This is a genomic window from Methanosarcina sp. 1.H.A.2.2 (assembly GCF_000979975.1).
GTDB lineage: Archaea > Halobacteriota > Methanosarcinia > Methanosarcinales > Methanosarcinaceae > Methanosarcina.
Map to the genome: position 1 here is coordinate 1 of NZ_JJQL01000032.1, position 20,449 is coordinate 20,449.

Consider the following 20,449-nt stretch of genomic DNA (forward strand, 5'->3'; position numbering starts at 1 on the left):
TTTCAGTACCTTCCGGGGTTGATGAATTATCGTGGGGACGAGTATGCTTTATAAGACTGTTGTTACGGAGCTATTATAAAGCCCGAATACAGTACAATTTTAAAAATAGTATAATTTAAAAGCAAGTAAAGTGTTAAGGATACAAAATATTATTAAACTCTAATATTATACTAATCCGAAATCAAGATTATGCTGACCCGAACTCCGGGTTGTATTAATAAACTAACATGAAATCGTGTAATAACATGAAATCGTGTAATAACATGAAATCGTGTAATAACATGAAATCGTGTAATAACATGAAATCGTGTAATAACGTGAAATCGTGTAATAACGTGAAATCGTGTAATAACGTGAAATCGTGTAATATCATGAAATCATGTAATAACATGAAATCGTGTAATAAATACTAACATGAAATTGGGTACTACTTGAAACCCGGTATCCGAATAATTCTAAATAATCAGACACAGGAGCAATTTAATGTATCATCTGAAATGTATCGAATGCGGTGCAGAGTATTCCAAAGATGAAGTAATCTATACCTGCAGCAAATGTAACGGGCTGCTTGATGTTATTTATGACTATTCCTCAATTAAACTTGACATGGAAAAACTGAAGACCGAATGCCCTTCGGTCTGGAAGTACGCAAAACTCCTCCCGATCGAAAGGGAGCCTGTGACTATCAGGGAAGGCGGGACTCCTTTATACAAATGCGACCGCCTGGCCGAAAAGATAGGGATTAAAGAACTCTACGTAAAACACGAGGGCATGAACCCCACCGGTTCCTTCAAGGACAGGGGCATGACTGTTGGAGTTACGAAAGCGCTTGAGCTCGGGATGAAGACCGTTGCCTGCGCATCTACAGGAAACACCTCCGCATCTCTTGCAATCTACGGGGCAAAAGCAGGAATCCCTGTTATAGTGCTGCTCCCTGCAGGGAAAGTAGCCCTTGGTAAAGTAGCCCAGGCCCTCATGCACGGAGCAAAGGTCCTCAGCATCCGTGGAAACTTTGACGATGCCCTTGCTCTTGTGCGCACGCTCTGTTCCCAGGAAAAAATCTACCTTTTAAACTCCATCAACCCGTACAGGCTTGAAGGCCAGAAAACCATCGGCTTTGAGATTGCAGACCAGCTCGGCTTCAAAGTGCCTGACAGAATTGTCCTGCCCGTAGGAAACGCAGGAAATATTACTGCAATATATAAGGGTTTCAGGGAGTTCAAAATACTTGGAATAACCGATTCTCTCCCGAAAATGACCGGAATCCAGGCTGAAGGTTCCTGCCCCATCGTAAAAGCCATCAAAAGCGGGGCTCCTGCAATCACTCCGGAAGAGCACCCTGAAACAGTTGCAACTGCAATCAGGATTGGAAACCCTGTAAACGCTACAAAAGCCCTCAGCGCAATCCGGGAATCCCACGGGACTGCAGAGTCTGTTAATGATGAAGAAATCCTTGCAGCCCAGAAGGACCTCGCAAGGCTTGAAGGCATAGGCGTCGAACCTGCAAGTGCAGCCTCTGTAGCAGGGCTTAAGAAACTTGTTGATATGGGTGTCATTGGCAGAGACGAAACCGTTGTATGCATTACTACGGGGCATCTCCTTAAAGACCCTCAGACCGTGATCGATATCTGCGAGGAACCTACTTTAGTAGATGCAAATATCGATGCCATCCGGGAAGCAATCTTCGGAAAGGCGAAATAAAACCGGAAAACAGATCTGATTTGCAAATTCGATTCTCAGATAATTTGATTTGCGAATTTGATTCTCAGATAGTTTGATTTGCGAATTCGATTAAAGAGAAGTCGGAAGATAAATATTTACGTGCCGGAACCGCAAACAGTTGATCTATTTATGTCGGGTGATTGACATAAGCGGATTCCGGTATCCTTTAATCAATTCAGGATTCTTGAGGCCGCAAATTGGCTTCTTGAAACTGCTTTACTGTTATTATTCATATCCTCAGGATTATTATTCATATCCCCGGGATTTCTTCAGATTCTTTTATCATACTCATCGGTGGGCGTGAACACGAATGGAGCAGGATTATAAACCTCATGAGATCGAAAATAAATGGCAGAAAAAATGGAATGAGAGCCGGATTTTCCAGCCTGAGCCAGATAAGCGGGAAAAGTATTTCATAACAATTCCTTACCCTTACCTGAACGGGAACCTGCATGCAGGGCACACCCGGACTTTTACTATAGGGGACGTCGTGGCAAGGTACAAAAGGATGCTCGGATACAATGTACTTTACCCGATGGGCTTTCACGTAACAGGCACACCCATTGTGGGGCTTGCTGAGCTGATTGCAAGCCGGGACCCTCAGACCATGGACGTTTACGAACGCCTCCATGGGATTCCTGGAGATATCCTGCCGACCCTCGATACCCCTGAAAAAATCGTTGACTATTTCAAGCAGGAAGCCGAGAAAGCCATGCGCATGATCGGGTACTCCATTGACTGGAGGCGTAAATTCACAACAACTGACCCGACCTACAAAAAGTTCATTGAATGGCAGTATGTCCGGCTTGAAGAAAAGGGTCTGATCGGGAAAGGCTCCCACCCCGTGAAATGGTGCCCGAACGACAACAACCCTGTAGAAGACCATGATATCCTGCATGGGGAAGAAGCCACAATTGTGGAATACACCCTGATAAAATTCCGGTACAAAGACCTGGTCCTCCCCTGTGCTACCCTCCGGCCGGAAACCACCTATGGAGTGACAAACCTCTGGGTCAACCCCAAAGTGGATTACGTAAAGGCCAGAGTCGAAAAAGACGGAAACGAAGAGTTCTGGGTTGTCAGCAAGGAAGCTTTCAGAAAACTGACCTTTACGGACAGGACCGTGGAATACATCGAGGACGTGCCTGCAAAATCCGTCATAGGGATAAAACTCACAAACCCGATAACCGGAGATGAAGTCATCTCTCTTCCTGCATCCTTCGTAAGGCCCGAAAACGGAAGCGGAATAGTAATGAGCGTGCCTGCACATGCACCTTTTGACTACCTTGCCCTGCGTGACCTCTATGATGCAGACCTGAGCGAGTACGGGATTACCGAAGACCTCAAAAAAATCGAACTGATTTCCCTTATCAAGGTCCCCGAATTCGGGGAATTCCCGGCAAAAGAGATCGTAGAAAGTATGGGAATTGCAAACCAGAAAGACCCGAAAGCCGAGGAAGCCACAAAGATCGTGTACAGGAGAGAGTTCCACGGTGGAGTCCTTAAGGAGCTCACAGGGAAATATACAGGCTACCCGGTCTCCAAGGTCAAAGACATACTTACCAGGGATTTCATTGCCTCAAATGCAGGAGAAACCTTCTATGAATTCAGTGAACCCGTGGTCTGCCGCTGCGGTACTCCCTGTGTTGTGAACATGGTCAAAGGCCAGTGGTTCCTTAACTATTCAGACCCCGAATGGAAAGCAAAGGTTTACAAATGCCTCAGCCAGATGCGGATTATTCCCGAGGAATACAGGGTAGAGTTCGAAAACAAGGTAGACTGGCTCAAGGATAAGGCATGTGCCCGCAGGAAAGGGCTTGGGACCCGCCTTCCCTTTGATAAGGAATGGCTAATAGAGTCTCTTGGGGATTCGACAATCTACATGAGCTATTATATAATTGCCAGGTTCATCGAGAGAGGCGACCTTGCCCTTGAGCAGCTTACCCTTTCCTTCTTTGATTATGTCCTGCTCGGAAAAGGCGACGTTTCAGCGGTTTCAGCAGAAACAGGCCTTGCCTCCGGACTCATTGACGAAATCCGCAGTGATTTCAACTACTGGTATCCGGTTGACCTGCGTTCTTCCGGAAAGGACCTTGTCCCTAACCACCTGCTCTTCTTCCTCTTCCATCACGTAGCCCTTTTTGAGGAAGATAAATGGCCAAGAGCTCTTGCAGTAAACGGTTTTGTCTCCCTTGAAGGGCAGAAGATGAGCAAGTCCAAAGGTCCCATCCTTACCCTGGAAAGCGCGGTCAGCGCTTACGGGGCAGACATAACAAGGATGTATATCCTCTCATCAGCCGAACAGACCCAGGACGCCGACTGGCAGAATACGGGAATAGAGTCCGCCCGCAGGCAGGTGGACAGGTTCTATTCCTTTGCAAAGGATGTAATCGAGAATGGAAAACGGGCAAACCTGAGCACCGAGCTAAAGCAGATCGACCGCTGGATGCTTTCAAGGATGCAGAACTATATCAGGGGAACAAACACTGCCCTTGACTCCATCCAGACGCGGGAAGCCATCCAGAACTCTTTCTTCCTGCTCCTTAACGATATTAGATGGTATCAGAGGAGAGGCGGGGAAAATCTGCTTTACTACGTGCTGGACAACTGGGTCAAGCTTATGGCTCCTTTCACCCCTCACCTCTGTGAAGAGATCTGGGAAGCCATGGGGCACGAAGACTCAATCTCCCTTGCCCAGTACCCGCTCTACAATGAAGACCTTATAGACGAAGGAGCCGAACTTGCGGAAGAGGCTGTAAAGAGTACCCTTGACGATATTGAAGAGATCCTGAGGGTTACAAAGATAACTCCTCAAAAGGTCTACCTCTATACCTCTCCTGCCTGGAAAGCCGCAGCAATAAAGTGTGCCTGCGAACTGCAGATTGAAGCCCCTCTGGAAGTAGGTACTCTGATCAAAACCCTGATGGCAAACCCTGACCTGAAGCGTTTTGGCAAGGAGATCCCGAAGTTCGTGCAGAAATTAGTGCCCGAGTTCAAGAGCGGCGGTGCAGAACGCTACGAGACCTTTGCTTACCTCGGCCTTGATGAACAGGCCCTTCTGAAAGAATCAGCCTCCTTCCTGGAAAAAGAACTCGGCTGCCCTGTTGAAATCTACAGCGCCGATTCTCCGGAGTATGACCCGCAGAAGAAGTCCAGGTTTGCAGAACCTTTCAGGCCTGCGATTTACATTGAGGCAAAGCAGGAAGAATAAGAAGACTTTTGATTTAACTAAAAAATGGTATCCGGGCAAAATACGACAGCCCGGTACTTCTTTTTTTTATTTGTTTTTCATCCGAGTTTCGCCAGCAGAGTTTCGCTTCGGCACCCGAATTGCGACTCTCCCGAATTGCGACTTGGGATCCCGCAGTCCTTTTCGCTGCGCTCAAGAGGACTAAATTACAAAAATTTCTGACCAGTACAACAGTAATTCTCCATACCGGTTCGTTCTTGTCACGCTCGACGCAGGAGAGCGGTCTTACAATGAAAAAAGAAAAGCCCAAAAGTAAAAGTTACATAAGAAGTAGGGGGGTTCCATGTCTATTTTTATTGTTTTTTATTGCTTTTTCAAGTCTCTATTTTCTGATTTCTTCTCTTTTGACGGACCGCCAGGCAAGCTGGCGTAAGAATCTTATAATCTGTGGATTAAATACGATTTCCGGGGTTAAGAGAGTTTATCTTACTTCTTTTTTCGGGCATGATAGTTGTCACCCTAAACCTAAATACATGGCAGGCTCATATTTTAATCAGGTGCAATCATATGACCTGGAGAGAACGTATCATTATTGATCCTGCAGTTCTTGCGGGCAAGCCTGTAATTAAAGGGACACGCCTTGCAGTCGAGTTAATAATCGATCTGCTGGCCAGAGACTGGTCAGAGTCCGAGATCCTGCGGAATTATCCGGGCCTTACCCATGAAGATATTCAGGCGTGTCTGAGCTATGCAAGTGATTTGCTCAGGGCAGAGAAGGTATATCCCTTTGAGATTTCTCAGGAAGGGGCCTGATGCGGCTGCTGGCAAACGAGAATATCCCTCTTGATGCAGTGCAGGCGCTTAGAACAAGCCATCCTTTACTCTCAAGTTAAGCCAGGATTTACTCATGGATATTTTGAAATTTTAGACGGCTTTTTCCTTTTTACATGTATGTTCTTTCGTGTTCTGTTTTCCATTTTTTTAACATTTCATCTCTTACGTATTTTACTGCAAACGTCAATGCAATTAAGTATATCGTAAAGAATCTGTTGGATTCTGGGACTAATGTATATAGAATTGACAGCATGAAAACAAGAAGTCCTAATGTAAACCACTTAATTAATTTAATTATCCAGTTTGACGGATCCTTGGAATAAGCGCGTTTTATTTTGTAGTATATCCACGTTCCTAGAAGAATAGACAACGCAAAGGAAAACATGGCCAGAAATAATAATGCTTTTATTAATGAATCGTCGTTAAGTAATGAACCGTCTTCATATTCATTAAAATTGATTGTTTGGATTGCATATACTGCGAGCCATAGTAATAAAGCAGAGAACCCGATAATTTGGATTATTCTATCTTTTATAGAACATGAAGATGGTTCGATTTTATTATAAGTCTGAAGACTTTCAGTACCCAATCAATCACCTTTCTCAACACTTTACGATTAACCTTAGGCACGTCTTCCTAAATTTATCTTTTTATTTTAAACCAATTTTTACGAAGCTTTTCTGAACTCGATCATTCCATAGACCAGACTTTCCGCACGAAGCAGCCAGCAGCAAGTGAAATAATTCTTTTTCGAGTACCTATGACCTCTTCTGCCTGCATTGCGAAAACTCTCGTAAAAGTAATAGGATCGCGTGATGATTGGGAAGGGCATTTTGCTGTTGTATTAGAAGATCGGATCAGGATAAGACCATTGTAAAAAAATTTAAAGGCTTTTTTCTGCTTTTACATATCTCTTTGCTCACAGAGGGGTATGCTGGTGTAACTTTTATTTCTTTTTTGACGGACCTCCAGACGAGCTGGCGTGGGCACCTTCTACTGTTTTGAAAAAAGGTTCGGAAAAGATCCCTCCTCAGAAGGGATCCTCTCCTTTACGAGAATTAATAGGATCTCTCTTCATTTTCAAGGGACTTTAATACCTCAAGTTTTTTCCTCGCATCCGCCATATCCGGGTAGACACGCAGGATCTCGTCAAAAGCCTTTATGGCTTCCCCATATCTTTCCATCTTTCCGAGGATAACTCCTCTGTAGTTCATGGACTGGACGTCCTGGGGGTCTATCCTGAGCAGCTTTTCGAAGGCTTTCAGGGCTTCTTCATAATCTCCGGTTTTTGCAAGAGAGAGGCCGAGATGCCTGAGGGACTGCTCGTGCCAGGGGTTGATGGCAAGGGCTTCCTTAAAAGCCCTGGCTGCGGTCTCGTAGAGTTTCTGTTTGAAGCAGACTACTCCCACGTTATAGATTGCCTTGATATTGTCCGGGTCTTTCCCAAGCACATCGTCAAAGGACCTCAGGGCTTCCCTGTACTTTTCAAGCATACAGAAGGCAATTCCTTTGTAGTTCATGGCATCGTAGTTCTCAGGAGAGATCTCAAGGATGCGGTCAAAGTACCCGAGGGATTCCTGAGTCCTGTTTAACTTAATAAGGGTCGTAGCTGCGTTATAAAGGGCTTCTTCATTTTTCGGGTTGAAAAGGGCAGCTTTTTCGAAGGCTTTCAGGGCTTCTTTCGGGTTATCAAGTTCAAGGAGGCAGAGCCCGAGGTAGTTCAGGCTTTCAGGGTCTTCAGGGGACGTTTTGAGCAGCAGTTCAAAGGTCTCGGCAGCTTCTTCGTACTCTCCGAGGTTGAAGAGCACAAGAGCCATGTTAGAGAGTGCTTCCCTGTGCGCGGGCTCGCGTTCAAGGACCTGATCAAGGGCCTGCAGGGCTTTTTCGTAGTCCTGAAGTTCGATGCTGGCAATCCCGAGCCTGTAGCAGGCTTCGGTGTAGTCCGGAAAATCAGGGGCAAGGAGGAGCACCCTTTCAAAGTCTCCTGCAGCTTCTTCGAAGTTAAGGAGCTTGAAACTGGCTACTGCACGGCTGTAAAGGATATCCGCGTTTCCAGGGTTCCGGACAAGGGCTGAACTAAAGGCGTTCCGGGCTTCTTCGTACCTGCACAGTGCAAGAAGGGCAAGTCCTTTCTGCTCAAGGGCAGCTGTAATGTCAGGGTTGAGCTCCAGGGCCTTTTCAAAAGCTTCCACGGCTTCCTCGTTCTGGTCAAGCCCTCTCATGACAAGCCCGCTTAAGTACCACACGTCTGCAGCCATCGGCTTTTTCTCAAGGACCTTTTCAAAGGTCTCATAGGCATCCTCATATCTTTCGGTTTTGAGCTGGGCAAGCCCTATTTTGGTCCAGGCGTCTTCTGATTCCGGATCATTTATTTTCGGCCCATTTTCCTGGCTTTCAAGCACAGCCTGTTCAAAGGCTTCAAGGGCTTTTTCATAATGCTCCTGTGAAAACAGCACAAGTCCTTTTCCGTACCACGCCCTCTTGAAGTCCGGGTAAGCCTCAAGTATCTCAGAAAAGACCTCAAAGGCTTCTTCCTGCCTTCCGAGTTCTAGAAGCGTTATCCCTCTGCTGTAAAGGGCCTCTTTTGAAGCTAATCCGCCTCTTGCAAGCTTCTCAAGGGGCAGCAGGGCTTCTTCAGGTTTCCCAAGTTCTATCAGGGCGGATGCAAATTTTTCAAGGAGCTCATGATAGACCTGAGGGTTTTCTCCTGTGTCTCTGTCGTTTGTCTCTCCCCTACCTTCTCCGGTCAGGTTTTCAGCGGAAATTTCAAGAAGGGCGTTTACTGCAGATACGGCTTCTTCTGACTTCCCGAGTTTGAAAAGAGCAAGAGCCCTCTTTTGCAGGATTTCCGGGTCCCGTACTCCTGTCTTGAGGACAATATCAAAGGCTTTTACAGCTCCTTCATACTCTCCTGTTGCAAAGCAGGAAAGCCCTGTATAATAGGGAATGTCAGGTTTCCGGCACCCGAGGTCAAGGGCTTTTTCAAATTCCTGTGGGGCTTCTTTGAAGTTTCCAAGCCTGAAAATGGAAATAGCCCTTAGATATTGCAGATATGCCTTTTTCGGGCAGTACTCCAGCGCAGCTTTAAAGGCTTCAGCTGCTTCTTCATACTTTTCAAGTTCGAAAAGAGTGTATCCTCTCTGGTCGAGGGCGTATGTGCAGGCAGGCTTCAGTTTAAGGACAAGGTCAAAGGCAGCCAGAGCCTCCTGTTTTTTCCCAAGGGCTTTTAAGGCAAGCCCCTTTCTGAAAAGGATAGTTTTTCTTCCCGGAGTCTGAATGAGTACCCTTTCAAAGAGATCCAGGGCTTCTTCATAATGGCCCTGCTTGAAACAGGCAGTGCTCAGGTGTGCAAGGGCTTCAGCATTTGCCGGGTCCCTGACGAGAACTTCCTTAAAGCCCGGTTCAGCTTCTTCATATCTTCCAAGCCTGAGCAGGGAGAGGCTCTTTTTATACATAATATTCCGGACTTTGTCCGGGTTTTTGTCCGAATTTTCAGGAGCTGTTTTAAGGGCTGTCTCAAAGGCTGTCAGGGCATCTTCAAAGTTCCCGAGTTCAAAGCAGGAAAGGGCCAGATGGTAGTATATCTCGTGTATATCCCGGAATGCCGGGTCGATTTCAAGGACTTTTTTGAAGGCTCCGGAAGCTTCTTCATGTTTCCCGAGTTTTGAACAGGACAGCCCGATGAAGTACCAGCCTTCTGCAAACTGCGAATCCTGCTCAGTGAGCCTTGAAAAGACTTCAAGTGCCTTTTCATAAGCTTCCTGCCGGATAAACACAAGCCCTTTCCAGTAAAGTACGGAATCGTTTTTCTGAGAAATTTCTTCAAAAAGGGTAAGAGCTTCGTTGTATTGGCCGAGTTCGAAATGCTCAATCCCTAGTTTGAACTTTGCCTCTTCGAGCTTTAACTTTGCTTCTTCGAGCTTAAACTTCGTCTCTTCCCTGTCAGGGTCAAGTTCAAGCAGATTTGAGAGGGCTTCAGTAGCTTCTTTATACCTCTTCAGTTCAAGGAAGCAAATCGCTTTGTTGTACAGGGCTGAAAGGTTTTTCGGGTCTTTTTCCAGCACGGCCTCAAAAGCTTCGAGAGCAGTTTCATACTGCCCGGTTTCAAAGAGACAGCTTGCCCTGTATTCAAAGGCGTCATACAGCTCCGGATTAAGGCGGACAGCCGATTCAAAAGCCCTGGCTGCCTCTTCCTGCCTGTGCAGCCTGTAAAGGGTCAGGCCGCTGTAGTACCAGGTCATGCCCGCGTCAGGTCTTCTCTCAAGTACGCTTTCAAAGGTTTCCAGGGCAGGGAGACATTTTCCGAGCTTCATCTGGGAAAAGCCCTTGAGGGTTCCGGCGTCTTCATAATCGGCGTCCCTTGTAATTACTTCGGCAAAGGCTTTTACAGCATCTTCAAAGCGTTCCAGTTTCAGCAGGGCAAGCCCTTTCCTGTACCAGGCTTCTCTTGATTCGGGTTTTTCAACCAGGACCTTTTCGAATGCCTGCAGGGCAGTTTCATGCTTCCCGAGCTCCATTGCAAGCTTTCCTGTCCTGCACTGGATTTCCATATCATCCGGATTCTTTGCAGCAAGCTTTTCAAAGGTTTCCAGGGCTTTTTCCTGTTTCCCCAGTTCCATCAATGCAACCCCAATGCTGTAGGAAAGGTCAGGATAATCGGGACTGAGGGAAACGACTTTTTCAAGGTATTCGAGGGCCGCTTCTTTTCTTCCCAGCCTGAGCAGGGATATGCCCCTGTTGTAAAGAGAATCGATATCTTCAGGGTTTGTTTTAAGGACTTCGGCAAAGGCTTCTTCGGCTTTTTCGTACTCTTCTGAGGCAAAAAACAAGAGTCCTTTATTTTTCCAGGCATCCTCAAAGTCCGGCCTGAGTTTTATTGCTTCTTCGAAAGCTTCAAGGGCTTCTTCGGGTTTTCCTAGCTTTCCGAGCACTATTCCTTTCTTGTTCCAGCCCTTCTCAAGATAGGGGTTCAGCCGCAAGCCTTCCTTAAAGGCTTCAAGGGCTTCTTCATAACGTTCCAGAGAATAGAGGGCAAAACCCTTGTTCATCCAGCAGATTTCGTCTTCAGGTTTCAGGTCTGCGGCATTTTCAAGAGCTTTCAGGGCAGGCTCGAATTTCCCGCTGTCGAGGAGAATGAGTCCTTTTTGAAGCCACATGTTGTAGTTTTGCGGTTCCTTTTCAAGGCTTTTTGTAAGGGACTCCAGAGCTCCTTCGAAGCGTCCGAGCCCTACAAGCACTGAGCCCCTGAACTTCTGGGCTTCGATAAAATCAGGGTCATGTTCAAGCAGGCTGTCAAGGGTTTCAAGAGCTTCTTCATATTTTCCTGCTCTGGCAAGCAGGCGCCCCTGCTGGAACCATGCATCCGTATTGGTGGGGTCAAGTTCCGTAACACGGGCAAAGGACCGGGCCGCTTCCGCAAAGTTCTGCAGTTTCAAAAGAGCAAGTGCCCTGTTGTACCAGATTTCCTTCATATCAGGATAGGTTTCAAGCACGGAATCAAAGGTTTCGAGGGCTTCTTCGTATGCCTCAAGTTTCATGAGTGCAAGGCACTTATAATTCCAGGCTTCAAAATACGCAGGATCCAGCCGGATGGCTTCTTCAAAAGCCTCAATGGCTTCATTAAGCCTGAGCAGTTGCACAAGAGCGAAACCTTTCCTGAACCAGGCTTCTCTGTGTCCGGGGTTGAGCTTCAATACTTTTGAAAAGGTTTTTTCTGCGTCCTCATACCTCGAAAGTTCGTTTAAAAGGAGAGCTTTATGGTAAAGGACAGCTTCACTTGCAGGAAACTTCTTTAAAAAATCCTCAAGGGACTGCAGAGCTTCTTCTTTTTTCCCGAGCTTTGCAAGGACAAGGCATTTTTGTTCAAGGGCATTCGTATCTTTTGGGGTTTCCCGGATAAGGGAATCAAAGCATTCGAGTGCATTTTCGTATTTTTCAAGCTTTGCAAGAATCAGGCCCTTTGCATAGCAGGCTTCTGAATTTCTGGGGTTTATTTCAAGCGCACGCCCAAAATTTCCCAGGGCTTCTTCATACCTGTCTGCTTTTCCGGCTACTGTCCCCATTGCACACCAGGCGTCTGTATACTCAGGCTTAAGTTCAAGGGCTTTTTCAAAGCAGAGGATTGAAGCTTCAGTCCTCTCTATTTCGGCAAAAGCAAGCCCCCTCATATACCAGGTTTCAGGGGTATCCGGGGAAATTTCAAGTGCACTTTCATAGGCTTCAAGCGCTTCTTCAAATCTCTCAAGAATGGCAAGAGAGGTTCCTTTTCTGTAGAGGGCTTCGGAGTTTCCAGGTTCAAGCTGCAGGACTTCATTAAATGAGTTGAGGGCTTCCTGAGTTTTTTCAGTTTCGAGGAGAGCAAGCCCTCTGTTGAAAAGGGCTCCCTTATGGCTTGGGTTTTTGTCCAGAATTTTATTGAATGTGTTAATGGCTTTCTCGTACCTTTTGCGTTTAACCAGGTCAAGGCCTCTCTGAAAGGCTTCATCGTGAATGATAACTATTCCTCCTGTCCCTCTTTTCTCGGTATAATCCTGCAGGTTCATCTGAGTATTATGTAAGTTAATCTTTTCTTTTAGTGCGGATCTTTTCTTTTCCGGCTGTTTGTATATCTATAAATTTCGCCAGTGAATGTATGTCGATAAATTTTCATTTGATTAAACTTGCATTGATAAATGTACGCTGATAAGTGTTGAAATACTGATAAATTTCAATACTGATATACTTTGAATACTGATGTACTTTGAATACTGATGTACTTTGAATACTGATATGCTTTGAATACTGATATGCTTTGAATACTGATGTACTTTGAATACTGATATAATTAAAATACCTGTAAATTTGCATTACATAATATTTTAAAATCCGGAATTTGCTGTCATTCTAATTTTTATTTCAAACCTATTTTTCTAACATACTATATAAACAATCTCCCATAAGTGAGAGTGGGAGAAAACTTTCCAAATCTGCTTTTTGTAAATTGTTTATTAAGCGTTTAAGTTGTCTCTTCGAAGAAGGTTTACATTATAAAAGAAGATATTATAAGAAGATATAAAAAGAATTCTAAATCTAAATTATATTTTAAAGATTCCCATCAAGGGCTTTTTTGATGCTTTTGCAGGTTTCTTCATTATGGCAGACAAGCAAAACTATGTCAGGCAGCTCATTTCTCTGAAGAAACTTCCTTACCTGAGAAACTGCAATCCCGGCTGCTCTTTCGGAGGGAAAGCTGTATGCTCCTGTACTTATGGCTGGAAATGCAATCGTTTTTATTTTATGCTCTCTTGCAAGCTCAAGACTCTTCCTGTAGCAGGAAGCAAGAAGTTCATCTTCTCCTCCTCTGCCACCCTGCCATACGGGGCCAACAGTATGTATAACATATTTTGCAGGCAGAAGGTGTCCTGATGTAATTTTTGCTTCTCCTGTGGGGCAGCCGTTAAGGGTTCTACACTCTTCCAGTAGCGCGGGACCTGCAGCCCTGTGGATAGCCCCATCTACTCTCCCGCCTCCGAGAAGTGTATTGTTTGCAGCATTGACAATGGCATCAACTTTCATTTTCACGATATCCCCTTCGAATATCCTTATTCTATCCGGATTTAGTTTCATACTCGATCCCTGACTCGATTCTTTTCTTTTTATTCTTCTTTACAGAGCTTTCCCGGTATTTTGCTCGGGATTTATCTATCTTATTTGCCTGGTTTATTTGACTGGTTTATTTGCCTGGCTTATTTGCCTGGTTTATTTGCCTGGTTTATTTGCCTGGCTTATCCTGCTCGCCCTTTTTCCATGATAGATTTATTACATATAGGATGGTTTTTTTCTTAAAGGTCAAAGTTTTTTGATTCGTAAGCTCCCAAACAATGATATAGCATAAAACATAGATTATATTAGTCAGCCGAAAAAGGGGATTTCGGTGGCATGCAGGCTTAATTGCCCGCTTAAAAAACTCTAAAACTCTTATGTGCCTCTGGGGGTTACCGGGGCAATCCTGTTAAAAATTTGATCTAAAAGATCCTACAATCTGAAAGATCAAATGTATAAATAGCTAAAATAAACCAGTGACTAAAATAAACCGAGCCAGAAAATTTCTTAGACATATTTCTTAACTCTGGCTAATTTCTTAACCCTTGCTAATTTTTAACCCTGGTTATATACAGCAAGTGGTGTAAATCTCTGAATAATTTTCAATGGGGAGATAAACCATGAGTAACATGACACTTAAGGAGAGACTTTTAAACACATTAGAAGGAAAGCAAGTTGACAAAGTACCTGTTTGTTCCGTAACCCAGACAGGGATTGTGGAATTAATGGATGAAGTGGGAGCTCCCTGGCCGGAATCTCACTCTGACCCCGAGCTTATGGCAAAGCTGGCACTCGCCAACCACGAGCTCAGCGGGCTTGAAGCTGTAAGGGTTCCCTACTGCCTTACTGTCCTGGTCGAAGCCATGGGCTGTGAGATCAATATGGGTACCAAGAACAGGCAGCCCTCCGTTACCGGTCACCCCTACCCCAAAGACCTCGAAGGCGCAGCAATCCCTGCAGACCTCCTGCAGAAAGGCAGAATTCCAGCAGTACTTGAAGCAATCAAGATCATCAGGGAAAAAGTAGGCCCTGACGTGCCAATCGTTGGCGGTATGGAAGGTCCTATCACAATCGCTTCCGACCTTGTAAGTGTAAAATCCTTCATGAAATGGTCCATCAAAAAAATTGAACTCTTCGAACAGACTCTGGACCTCGCAACCGAAGCCGCAATCATCTATGCAAATGCAATGGTCGAAGCAGGTGCAGATGTCATTGCCATTGCAGACCCTGTCGCCTCTCCTGACCTCATGAGCCCCGACTCCTTCAAGCAGTATCTCCAGCCAAGGCTGCAGAAGTTCTCCGCCAGCGTGAACTCGGTTACAGTCCTGCATATCTGCGGCAATGTGAACTCTATTCTGGACTATATGGCAGACTGCGGATTTGAAGGCCTCAGCGTTGAAGAAAAAATCGGCAGCGTAAAGAAGGCAAAGGAAATCATCGGAACCAGAGCAAGGCTCGTAGGAAACATTTCAAGCCCGTTCACTTTGCTTCCTGGCCCGGTTGACAAAATAAAAACCGAATCCAAACAGGCTCTTGCAGAAGGCGTTGATGTGCTTGCCCCTGGTTGCGGAATTGCACCCATGACCCCTCTCGAGAACATAAAAGCCATGGTCGCAGCAAGAGACGAATATTACGCTTGAAGAAAAGTATGCTTAAAGAAAAGTATGCTTGAAGAAAAGTACGCTTGAAGAAAAGTACGCTTGAAGAAAAGTACACTTGAAGAAAAGTACGCTTGAAGAAAATGCTGAAAAATGGAAATCTTTTCTTCCAATTTTTAAACAAGTTTCTGCTTTTTACTTTTTTAATTTTAATTATTGAGGTACTGTTTTTTCTGACTCTGTTTTTAAAAGTTCTCAAGTCTCGGCTCGGGTCTTTAGCTTCCGTCAGGCTATAAATCTTGAGACTAAGGAAAAGGAAATGGAAAAAGTCCTCAATTAGAAGCTGTAGTTTTTCGGCAGGATGACCTTGAATTATGGGCAAGTTTTGTCCTGGAGGACGCTTACAGTGGGCATTGTTATTATGTTCCATTTGGAAGCACACAAAGAAATATAGATATGTTGCAGATAAATCTCGAAAATGTGGTATACTTTATGAAAAAACGAAAATATTTAAAAAATTATTATGAAGTTTTGAAATAACCGGGGTGCCGGAAATTCCCAGGCACCCATCTGGATGTTCTGGTTTATCAGGCATCCAGGGCGTTCAAATAAAAATCTCTAATTTTACTCCTGAATTTTTTGAGGTGCAACTTCACAGGTTCTCTGCTGACCAGTCACCTGCAGCTTTTACCCAGGTCTTGAGCCTGTCAGATGTGCTGAGAGGTGGAGTTCCACATCCGAGCTTACTTGCTTTTGCTCCGCTGTCCAGGGCCTTCCTTACTTCTGCAATGATCTGTTCTTCCGTACCATCGACCATCAGGAGGGGGGTCACGTTTCCAACCACAGGAACGCCATGTGCAAGCTTTGTAGCTTCACTCATATCTACTGTTTGATCGATACTGAGGCTGTCTGCTCCGGTGGCGGTCATACCTTCAATAATCGAGGTTGTATTCCCGCAGATGTGCAGTTCCCAGGGGCATCCATTCTCGTGGATGAAATCTCCAAGCTCCTTTTCTGATGGGCCTGCTACTTTGTAGTAGAACTCCGGCATCAGGAGGTTCGGGGATGCTGATGCATCGGAACAATAAAAAATGTCAGCTCCAGCTTGAGCACAGGCTTCAGCATAAATTTTGCTGATCTCAAGAGACACTGAAAGCCAGTCCTGCATTTTCTCCATGAATTTTTCTTTCTGAAGGCACCTGTAACTAAGCATGGCAAGATTTTCGGCCCCCATCAAGTCTCCGAGAAGGGTAATCGGAGCTTCGATGAGAGCATAGGTAGCAACATCAGGGTATCTTTCCTTTGCAAGTTTAATTGCATCTATTGTGGTCCTGACAAACTTGTTTTCAAGGAAGTTATCATATGTCACATCTTCCGGTTTTTTAAACATGCCTCTCACTGAAGGGTGAATGTCAACTCTTCCCATCTTCACATCAAGCCCGGTAGCAGCAGATTCAACAAACATGCCAAAGGCTACAACGAGGTTATCAATACCTGTCTCCATAGGAGCACAGCTTGCAATGTTGACCATCATCTCTGCGTTGGAGTGGTAGTCAGGCCAGACTGCCCCAGTCTTTTCAATGTACTCCTTAAGCATTGCAACGCCGGAGATTACCGGGATCCTATCAACAGGTTTCCTGTCGAGCATTGCAAGGACCCTTTCCTTTGATGTCATCTCATTGACCATTTCTTTTCAACTCCGTTATTTCTATGATCTAACAACGATTACGTGAAATATTCAGTTAATAATTCCCCGAAATAGTCAGTCCCATCTTTCTTTTTTGCATACCTCAAATTGATTCAATTGATTGGCTTGCAAATGTGAAAAATAGGGATATGGAAAAATAGAGACGTGAAAATTAGGGGAGCATCCGGATCTTCACCTTTTCACAATTAAATATTTGGCGTAAAGATAAATATAATAACCGACACCAAAAAAACGAATAGCATTGATCTTATCAATCTCGCTCTTTTTATAAACGTGATTGTTAAAAAAGCACTGTTGTATTTTATATTATGGCATTTACAAAATAAATGCATGGGCTAAAATCAATGAATTACATATAATCAACATGTGTATTCCAGTGTAACTCCGTTTACGGAATCAATGTAGTTGATTTTGTGTAAACTTCATAACTATGTTAACGAATATTTGCCTGCGAAAGGGAGTAACCAATTACAATGTCTGGTATAAATTTATATCGCTCTTAAGTTTTTATTCAGTTTTCTGTCCATCCCTTCGTATAGTTCTTTGATGCTGTAAATCCAAAAATCTTTTAAAAATAAAAATTGGAAGAACTGCCTCGGTTAAAGGCCGTAGTTCTCCGGCAGGAAGACTTTGACTTCCGTCTTGTATTTGTCCAGGCAGTCGCTCATGAACTTGTCCTTGTCATCTGTGAGAGCCTCAAAGGCTGCCTTTGCATCTGCAAGGGCCTTGGCTTCGAACCTTGAGAGGGTAAGTTTTCCCTTTGCTCCTTCTTCGACGAGTTTGATGGATTCGAGAGCGGCATTCTTGGCACGGAGGTAGATGTCGTTTCCGTCCTTTGCAATTGCCTGCCCGACTTTATAGGCGTTGTCATAGGCGAGCACATAGCCCTGTGGGTCTCTGTACTTGTCAGAGGCGACAAACAGGTCTCTCAGGACCTTTTCGTTTCCAGACTGGAGGGCGACGTTCATGAGAGAACAGTCGTATGCAAGAGTCTCGGACCAGCACTGAACTGTGGTACCGCCGAATTCGCCGTGGTATTCAACGGACTCGTTGGACCAGAGGTCACAGCACTGCATGGTCAGGTTCCCCATCAGGTCGGAGTGGGCACAGGTTGAGGTCTTACCTTCCTGAGCTATCGGGACACCTGAAACGGACTTTACGATTGTGTTTTCGTAACCGCAGTCCTTTCCAGGGCCAACTGCGCCTGCTTCATAGGCCACGAGGGACCTTGCTGCAGAAATCGACCTTGCGATGATTGCAATTGTGTGGGCCAGGTTCTTGTCCAGCAGCCCGCCCGCAATGAACATTGCAGTGTTTGCCTGGGCGCAGTCCGTGTCTCCGGCTGCGACAGTGCCGGTCTTCTTTGCAATTGCTGCAATGTCTTGCCAGATCATCTCCATGTCCATGCTGCCGAGAACGCCTATGCCGTAAAGTATGCCTGCCATGTCGTTCCTGAGAATAGCATAGTCGAAAACTTCCTTACCGCCCATTGACTCAACGGCAAGCAGATCAGCACCGGACTTGGCGCACTGTTCAAAAGCCTCAAGGAAGACTGGGTACTTGTCTCCTCTAAGCTTGAGGAAGTCACGGTCTTCACGGATGTCACCGATGGTGTGGCGGAGAGCGCACTTTATGCCATATTCATCATGGTAGTCTTCCATGATGGTTTTCTGGGCATGGGCAACTTCTGCTCCCCAGGAGGGGTTGTTGGACATCTGCTGGACGTGTTCGGTTTCAAGTACCACGGCGGGAGCTCCTATCTGGACCATCCTTGCCATGATGTCAGTGGTAATCCTCTCATATTCCTTTACGAGCTTTTCCTTGGATGCACCTGCTTCCGGTCTGGGAGCATAGTTCACTTCAGGGGTTGTGTAGCCGGCGCCGATTTCAAGTCCCAGTCCTGCTTTGACGGGCTTGACAGCTTTTCCGAAGACCATGTCATCCGCTTTTGCATAAGCCATTTTAGTGAATCTTGTTACTGCCATCTACTCCACCTCCTCAGTGTTTATGGAATTTCTCCCTCAGCTTTACGATATTGTCCCCATGTGCCTTGATGAAATCGGCCATTTTAGGGGCATCAGATGCTTCTTCACCGTACACGCCAAGTTCATACTGGGATACGAAGTCCTGGTTTACGGCCCCGCCTCCGCACGCAAAGGGAACCCTGTAGCCTTTCTCCATGAGCTTATCGTTTATCTCTTTGAATGCATACATGGTTGTGGTCATGAGAGCTGTACCTGTCAGCATCAGGGGGCTCTCTTTTTCCACGGCGTCCAGGACTTCGTCGACAGGAACATCTCTTCCAAGGTCTATTACATCGTATCCGTTTGCTCTTAGCAGTGCAACCACAATGTTCTTGCCGATGTCGTGGACGTCACCTTCTGCGACGTGGCAGATGATTTTTCCTTTGACTTCGGGGGCTTTGCCAACCTTTTGCTTAAGGAATTCGATGCCCTCAAGCATGGCATCAGCGGACATCATAACGTTTGGCAGGAAAATGACTCCTTCATCGTAGAGCCTGGAGACAACTCCCATTCCTGGCATTAAGGCTCCATTGATGAGGCCCATCGGGTCCTTTCCGGCGGCAATGGCCTTTTTCAGTCCCTCTACAACGTCATCTTCTTCCCCTTCGAAGATAGCTTTTGCAATCGGGTAAATCGTTGAATCTTTTGGATAGAGCTCTTCTGCGGCATCTTCCGGTGTCATTTCCTTTTCAAGTTGTACGTTGTAACGAACCAGAATACCACTGGGATCTATATCTATCAAATGTCTAACCTCCATTTTAGCATTTGAGGAGCAACCAATCCCTTGTTGTTTACAGGACGAAAGCCGGGTTAAAACTAAACAGTCCCTAAAAAGATCCTATATATGTTCAAGTGTTTATTAATTCCCCCGTTTTCAATAAAAACAGCCAAACGTGATCTAAATAGGTATAAATCCCCAATTTCTTCCTAATTTATTAAAAGGACTTCTAACTCCCCTTTATTTAATTGTGGTTCTATATATATAATATTCACTGAGCAAGTTTAAAGTTCTAAGACTGAAAACAGGTATTCCCCATTCCTTTGTACTCTGTTTTTCCGTTTATGGGGTTGGATTTCTCTCTAGAAAATACTAATTTGTGCACTTAATGCGTACACAGTAGTACCCGCATCTTAAGAGATGATGCGGAGCAGATACATTTCTTGTATGCTGTACTGTATGCTATTTCATTTTCTGTTTTTTTCAGGGCCCGTTTGAATCCTCTTAACTGATTATTTGATAAAATGGCCGAAAAGTATTTATCCACGTACTGCGTTTAGGAGTTTCCCTGATCAGGAGAGATCAGGCGGCAATTAACTTGTAGATTTATGGCAAAATTACTTTTGCAATAAAATCTGTATGCAAGTGGATTGCTGGACAAAAAGCTTTATATACAAGTAACGTCTTGTATGAATCCCTCACACAGCAATTGTGCGAGACTCACCCGCTACCGATCTTTGATGATTGGGGCTGCAGAATCTTTGTAGGTTCAAGCAAAATTTCGTTTTGCGTCGGATCTGCTTTGAAAAATGCGAGGTGGGGAAAAGCTTTATATACAAGGAATGCCTTGTATGAATCCCTCACACAGCTCAAATGTGTGGGTTGAAATTCAAAATCTCTATCATCTTTTAATGGAGACAGGAGTTATTTTTCTGTCTGACGAGGATTTGTCGGTTCGGTTAATTCTGGGTGATGGATGTTTCAACATCTATCGCGAAATGAACTAACTGAATTGCTAGTTGTTAGTGCAAGTTTCTGCGACCAAGACCTTTAAGGAACAAAGTGTGTATAACA

General features: G+C 45.1%; 10 protein-coding genes. 4 read left to right on the plus strand and 6 right to left on the minus strand.

The genetic code is table 11. From position 1 onward, the window contains the following. The first annotated feature begins 483 nt into the window (after window positions 1-483). The 3 genes from thrC (at window position 484) to EO93_RS04830 (ending at window position 5,725) form a co-directional block, all read left to right on the plus strand. A complete protein-coding gene (gene thrC / locus EO93_RS04820) occupies window positions 484-1,701 on the plus strand; it encodes a threonine synthase (RefSeq protein WP_048161297.1) in 1,218 nt (405 codons plus the stop codon). Between the two features lie 331 nt (window positions 1,702-2,032). After that, the gene (gene leuS / locus EO93_RS04825; RefSeq protein WP_048161298.1) at window positions 2,033-4,933 is read left to right on the plus strand and encodes a leucine--tRNA ligase; all 2,901 of its coding nucleotides are present in this window, start codon (window positions 2,033-2,035) and stop codon (window positions 4,931-4,933) included. A 546-nt stretch (window positions 4,934-5,479) separates the two neighbouring features. After that, window positions 5,480-5,725 (plus strand): DUF433 domain-containing protein, encoded by a 246-nt coding sequence (locus EO93_RS04830; RefSeq protein ID WP_048161299.1) that lies wholly within the window; start codon window positions 5,480-5,482, stop codon window positions 5,723-5,725. A gap of 130 nt (window positions 5,726-5,855) precedes the next feature. Here the strand turns inward: EO93_RS04830 and EO93_RS04835 are convergent, their stop codons facing one another. The 3 genes from EO93_RS04835 to EO93_RS04845 form a co-directional block, all read right to left on the minus strand. Beyond that, a complete protein-coding gene (locus EO93_RS04835; protein WP_048161300.1) occupies window positions 5,856-6,335 on the minus strand; it encodes a hypothetical protein in 480 nt (159 codons plus the stop codon). 469 nt (window positions 6,336-6,804) lie between these two features. After that, window positions 6,805-12,288, minus strand: a complete 5,484-nt coding sequence (locus tag EO93_RS04840; protein WP_235284114.1) for a tetratricopeptide repeat protein — start codon at window positions 12,286-12,288, stop codon at window positions 6,805-6,807. A gap of 538 nt (window positions 12,289-12,826) precedes the next feature. Further along, complete coding sequence (locus EO93_RS04845; RefSeq protein ID WP_048161301.1) at window positions 12,827-13,351, minus strand: O-acetyl-ADP-ribose deacetylase; 525 nt, start codon at window positions 13,349-13,351, stop codon at window positions 12,827-12,829. 596 nt (window positions 13,352-13,947) lie between these two features. On the opposite strand from EO93_RS04845, the gene mtaA reads away from it, so the two are divergent. Then, the gene (mtaA, locus tag EO93_RS04850) at window positions 13,948-14,967 is read left to right on the plus strand and encodes a methylcobamide:CoM methyltransferase MtaA (RefSeq protein ID WP_048161302.1); all 1,020 of its coding nucleotides are present in this window, start codon (window positions 13,948-13,950) and stop codon (window positions 14,965-14,967) included. Between the two features lie 610 nt (window positions 14,968-15,577). Here mtaA and EO93_RS04855 read toward each other — a convergent pair. From EO93_RS04855 to mtaC, 3 genes are all read right to left on the minus strand, one after another. Beyond that, complete coding sequence (locus EO93_RS04855) at window positions 15,578-16,612, minus strand: uroporphyrinogen decarboxylase family protein (RefSeq protein WP_048133185.1); 1,035 nt, start codon at window positions 16,610-16,612, stop codon at window positions 15,578-15,580. Window positions 16,613-17,232: 620 nt separating this feature from the next. Next, on the minus strand, window positions 17,233-18,618 hold the full coding sequence (mtaB, locus tag EO93_RS04860; protein ID WP_048161303.1) for a methanol--corrinoid protein co-methyltransferase MtaB: 1,386 nt from the start codon (window positions 18,616-18,618) through the stop codon (window positions 17,233-17,235). A gap of 13 nt (window positions 18,619-18,631) precedes the next feature. After that, complete coding sequence (gene mtaC / locus EO93_RS04865; RefSeq protein ID WP_082105948.1) at window positions 18,632-19,414, minus strand: methanol--corrinoid protein MtaC; 783 nt, start codon at window positions 19,412-19,414, stop codon at window positions 18,632-18,634. Window positions 19,415-20,449: the final 1,035 nt, after the last annotated feature.

Excerpts from the sequence above, each read along its gene's own strand:
- thrC (WP_048161297.1), top strand. The coding sequence starts at position 484 with ATGTATCATCTGAAATGTATCGAATGCGGTGCAGAGTATTCCAAAGAT.
- leuS (WP_048161298.1), top strand. The coding sequence starts at position 2,033 with ATGGAGCAGGATTATAAACCTCATGAGATCGAAAATAAATGGCAGAAA.
- EO93_RS04830 (WP_048161299.1), top strand. The coding sequence starts at position 5,480 with ATGACCTGGAGAGAACGTATCATTATTGATCCTGCAGTTCTTGCGGGC.
- EO93_RS04840 (WP_235284114.1), bottom strand. The coding sequence starts at position 12,288 with ATGAACCTGCAGGATTATACCGAGAAAAGAGGGACAGGAGGAATAGTT.
- EO93_RS04845 (WP_048161301.1), bottom strand. The coding sequence starts at position 13,351 with ATGAAACTAAATCCGGATAGAATAAGGATATTCGAAGGGGATATCGTG.
- mtaA (WP_048161302.1), top strand. The coding sequence starts at position 13,948 with ATGAGTAACATGACACTTAAGGAGAGACTTTTAAACACATTAGAAGGA.
- EO93_RS04855 (WP_048133185.1), bottom strand. The coding sequence starts at position 16,612 with ATGGTCAATGAGATGACATCAAAGGAAAGGGTCCTTGCAATGCTCGAC.
- mtaB (WP_048161303.1), bottom strand. The coding sequence starts at position 18,618 with ATGGCAGTAACAAGATTCACTAAAATGGCTTATGCAAAAGCGGATGAC.
- mtaC (WP_082105948.1), bottom strand. The coding sequence starts at position 19,414 with ATGGAGGTTAGACATTTGATAGATATAGATCCCAGTGGTATTCTGGTT.